General features: G+C 69.8%; 3 protein-coding genes and 1 pseudogene. 2 read left to right on the forward strand and 2 right to left on the reverse strand.

The features are described 5' to 3' along the window. Together D183_RS28005 and D183_RS0112280 are read right to left on the reverse strand one after the other, a co-directional pair. A pseudogene (locus tag D183_RS28005) lies at window positions 1-185 on the reverse strand (SAM-dependent methyltransferase); the annotation flags it as partial. Between the two features lie 7 nt (window positions 186-192). Then, window positions 193-1,533, reverse strand: a complete 1,341-nt coding sequence (locus D183_RS0112280) for a dicarboxylate/amino acid:cation symporter (RefSeq protein ID WP_017909254.1) — start codon at window positions 1,531-1,533, stop codon at window positions 193-195. A gap of 152 nt (window positions 1,534-1,685) precedes the next feature. Here D183_RS0112280 and D183_RS0112285 point away from each other — a divergent pair, with 152 nt between their 5' ends. Together D183_RS0112285 and D183_RS0112290 are read left to right on the forward strand one after the other, a co-directional pair. After that, window positions 1,686-3,392, forward strand: a complete 1,707-nt coding sequence (locus tag D183_RS0112285) for an alkaline phosphatase (protein WP_017909255.1) — start codon at window positions 1,686-1,688, stop codon at window positions 3,390-3,392. Continuing rightward, window positions 3,389-3,958, forward strand: a complete 570-nt coding sequence (locus D183_RS0112290) for a WG repeat-containing protein (protein WP_017909256.1) — start codon at window positions 3,389-3,391, stop codon at window positions 3,956-3,958. The genes D183_RS0112285 and D183_RS0112290 overlap by 4 nt, the downstream gene beginning before the upstream one ends. Window positions 3,959-4,270 lie beyond the last annotated feature (312 nt).

Here is a 4,270-nt window from a genome sequence, read left to right on the forward strand (position 1 = left end):
GGCGGCTGCGGCAGCGTGCGCACCTGGGCGTCGCTGTAGAGCCGGCCTTCGCGGCGGCGCACGTCCAGGTAGCGCTGCTCGAACGGGTCGTCCGGCAGCGCGTCGTGCACCAGCACACCCGCGTGCAGCGTCAGCCCGGGCAACTGTCGCAGCTGCGCGCGCAGGCTCTCGGCAGGCGTACTCACGGACGCATCAACGCACCTGGCCGGAACCGTCGACCGGCGGATCTTCCAGCCCGACATTGCTCGGGGCGGCCTCGTAGATGGTGCGATCGAGCAGGCCGGTCTCCTTGGCCACCAGCACCGGCACCAGCATCTGCCCGGTCACGTTGGTCATGGTGCGCATCATGTCCAGCACGCGGTCGATGGCGTACAGGTAGCCGATCACCTCCAGCGGCAGGTTGGCCGCGCTCAGCACCACCGTGGCCATCACCACCGCGGTGCCGGGCACGCCGGCGGTGCCGAAGCTGCCCAGCACCGAGGCGATCAGCACCACGAAATACTGGTTGGCGGTCAACGGCACGCCGGTGTACTGGGCGATGAACACTGCGCACAGCGCCGGGAAGATCGCGCCGCAGCCATCCATCTTGATGCTGGCGCCCAGCGGCACTGCGAACGCCGCGTAGTCCTTGTTGACGCCGAGGTTGTGGGTGATCGAGCGCAGCGCCACCGGCATCGCGGCGAAGCTGGAGGAACTGACGAAGGCCACCTGCATGCCCGGCGCGGCACCGCGGAAGAACTTCCACGGGTTCAGCCCGTGCACCAGCAGCAGGCCGCTGTACACCACCACGATGTGGATCGCGCAGGCCAGGTACAGCGCCAGCACGAAATTGCCGAACGGCAGCAGCTTGCCGAAGCCGTAGCCGCCGACCAGCGCGGCGATCAGGCCGAAGGTGCCGAGCGGGGTCATCTCCAGCACGAAGCGGGTGACCTGGATCATGATCTCGCTCATCTGCTTGGTGAGCTTGCGCGCCTCGGCCACGCGCTCGCCGAGCTTGACCATGGCAAAGCCCAGCAGCGCGGCGAAGAAGATCACCGGCAGAATCGAACCGCGCCCGGCCGCCAGCACGGTCTCGCCGGCGGCATTGGTCTTGGTGCCGATACCAGTGAGCGCATAGAACGGGTTGGACGGCACCACGTCCAGCAGCACCTGCACCGGGCTGGGCACATCGCGCGGGGTCCAGGCGCTGTCCACCCGCAGGCCCAGGTGGCCGGCGCCCGGCTGCAGCACCGTGCCCACGGCCAGGCCGACGCCGACCGCCAGCGCCGCGGTGACCACGAACCACAGGAAGGTGCGCCCGCCCAGCTTGGCCACCGACTGCTGTCCGTGCAGCGCCGAGATCGCGTTGATGACGGCGAAGAACACCAGCGGCACCGCGATCATCTTGATCAGGGTGACGTACAGATCGCCCAGCGGCTTGAACCAGGTCTCGGCGGTCGGGCCCAGCGCCCAGCCCGCCAGGGCGCCCAGCAGGAAGCCGGCGACCACGCGCTGCCAGAACGGAATGCGTAACCAGGCCGTCACCAGTTTCATCGACGCTGTCCAGAGAGATCGGGGGGTTTCGCACGATAGCGCACCCCGGCAGCAGCGACGACGCCATGGCTGGAAAGGCGCGATGTCATCGGCGTGCCTTGTCGCAGCCGGCATAATGCAGGGGACTTCGTTGTTCAGGACCCGTTCTGCGTATGCGCCTACCCGTTTCCGCCCTCGCCGCCGCCTCCACCCTGCTGCTGGGCGCCTGCGCCAGCACGCCGCATGCGCCGGCCGCCAGCGCCAACGTCGCGCCGATCGTCGTCCCCGCCGTGGCCCATCCGGCCGGCGAGACCCCGGCCTGGTGGTACCGCAGCGGCGCCGCCAAGGCCGCCAACAACGGTGCGATGCGCGGCAAGGCCAAGAACGTCATCCTGTTCCTCGGCGACGGCATGAGCCTGACCACGGTCGCCGCCGCGCGCATCCTCGACGGCCAGCGCAAGGGCGCCTCGGGCGAGGAGAACCAGTTGTCGTGGGAGGCGTTCCCCGCCACCGCGCTGAGCAAGACCTACAACACCGATTCGCAGACGCCGGATTCGGCCGGCACCATGACCTCGATCACCACCGGGGTGAAGACCCACATGGGCGCGATCGGCGTGGCCGCCGGCAAGCGCGACGCCTGCGCCGACAGCCTCGGCAAGCAGTTGCTGAGCTGGCTGGAACTGGCCGACAGCGCCGGCATGGGCACCGGCATCGTCACCACCACCCGGCTGACCCACGCCACCCCGGCCGCGACCTACGCGCACGTGCCCGAGCGCAACTGGGAAAGCGATGCCGACCTGCCGGAGAAGGCGGTGGCCGAGGGTTGCCGCGACATCGCCCAGCAGATGGTGAGCGCACGCTTCGGGCGCGGCCCGCAGGTGATGCTGGCCGGCGGCCGCGGCCAGTTCACCACCGTCGAGCAGCGCGACCCGGAGTACGACGACAAGGTCGGCCTGCGCCTGGACGGCCGCGATCTGGTCGGCGAATGGCGCCAGCGCCATCCGCAGGGCGCCTACGTGTGGACCCGCGGGCAACTGGAAGCGGCGCAGAACGCGCCGGCGCTGCTGGGCCTGTTCGAGCCGGACCACATGCAGTTCGACCACGACCGCGACCGCAGCGCCAATGGCGACCCGAGCCTGGCCGAGATGACCAAGGCCGCGATCCGTACCCTGTCGCAGGACAAGAACGGCTATGTGCTGATGGTCGAAGGCGGCCGCATCGACCACGCGCACCACGCCGGCAACGCCTACCGCGCGCTGGACGAGACCATCGCCCTGTCGCAGGCGGTGCAGGCCGCGGCGGACGCAACCTCGGCCGAGGACACGCTGATCATCGTCACCGCCGACCATTCGCATACGCTGAACTTCGTCGGCTACCCGCAGCGCGGCAACCCGATCCTGGGCAAGGTGCGCGGCACCAGCGGCGAGGACGCCAACACCGGCGACCTGGCGCTGGACGGCAACGGCCAGCCCTATGCCACGCTCAGCTACGCCAACGGCCCCGGCTACACCGGCGCCAGCAACCAGCAGCCGGCCGGGTTCAAGACCTTCCCGCATGCGCCGAGCAATTTCGAGCCGGCCAACGGCCGCCCGGACCTGACCCACGTCGACACCGAAAGCCCGGATTTCATGCAGGAAGCGCTGGTGCCGACCAAGGCCGAGACCCATGGCGGCGACGACGTCGGCATCTGGGCGCGCGGCCCCGGCAGCAACGCGTTCCGCGGCAGTCTGGAAGAGAACGTGATCTACCACGTGATCGTGCAGGCCACCCCGACGCTGCGCGCGCGGCTGTGCCAGGCCGGCACCTGCAACGGCGACGGCGTGCCGGTGGAACTGCCCAAGCCGACGGCGTTCATGACCAGCGCTGCCACTGCGCAGTGAACCGCCTCCTGCCCCGGCCGTGGCGCCGTGGCCGCCTGCGTGCGGCGGCGGCGCTGCTCGCACTGGCGACAACCGCAGCCGCTGTGCAGGCACAGGCCCAGCCCGACGACGCCTGCCGGCTCGGCGATCCGACCACCGACCGCGACGTCGTGCCGGGCTGTCGGCTCGGCGCCGACGAACGCCTGGTACTGACGCCACAGGCGCTGCGACGCCTGCCCTTCGATCGCGACGGGCTGGCGCTGCTGAGCGTCGGCGCACGCTTCTACTACGTACGCGCCGACGGCCGCAGCCTGCCGGTGATCACCTGGGACAACGGTCCGGATGGTTTCACTGAAGGGCTGACCCGCGGCATCTTTCACGGCCGCATCGGCTTCTACGACCGGCAACTGCGCGAGGTGATCGCGCCGGTCCACGACTTCGCCTGGCCGTTCGAGCACGGCGTCGCCAAGGTCTGCGACGGCTGCAGTACCGGCACGCCCGACGCCGACGGCCATACACCAATGCAGGGCGGCCGCTGGTACTCCATCGACCGCCATAACCGCGAAGTGCCGGCACCCAAGCGCTGAGCCGATGATCGTGTGCGGCATGGCCGCGTTGTCGCGGAGAAGGTCGCCAAGGCTGGTACTCTGCAACGCGTCTCTTTGAATCTCCAGCGATGTCGCGGGAAGCGCATCGTCCGCGAGGTGAGACATCCCCGCGTCGGGACTGAAGTCCCTCCCACAGGGGGCCAACGCACGTTGCGCGGCTTCAAGCGCCGTCGCGCGCTGGCGGCGGGCCAGTCGTCGCGTGCTGGCGACCAACATCGAGCGGGCACCGGGCTGAGCAAGCATTTGGGCCAGCCACGAGTGCCGACACCTGCTCTTGTGGGAGGGACTTCA

Origin of the sequence: Xanthomonas sp. SHU 199 (genome assembly GCF_000364665.1) — a bacterium.
GTDB lineage: Bacteria > Pseudomonadota > Gammaproteobacteria > Xanthomonadales > Xanthomonadaceae > Xanthomonas_A > Xanthomonas_A sontii.

Coding starts and splice junctions, on each gene's coding strand:
- D183_RS0112280 (WP_017909254.1), bottom strand. CDS start 1,533: ATGAAACTGGTGACGGCCTGGTTACGCATTCCGTTCTGGCAGCGCGTG.
- D183_RS0112285 (WP_017909255.1), top strand. CDS start 1,686: ATGCGCCTACCCGTTTCCGCCCTCGCCGCCGCCTCCACCCTGCTGCTG.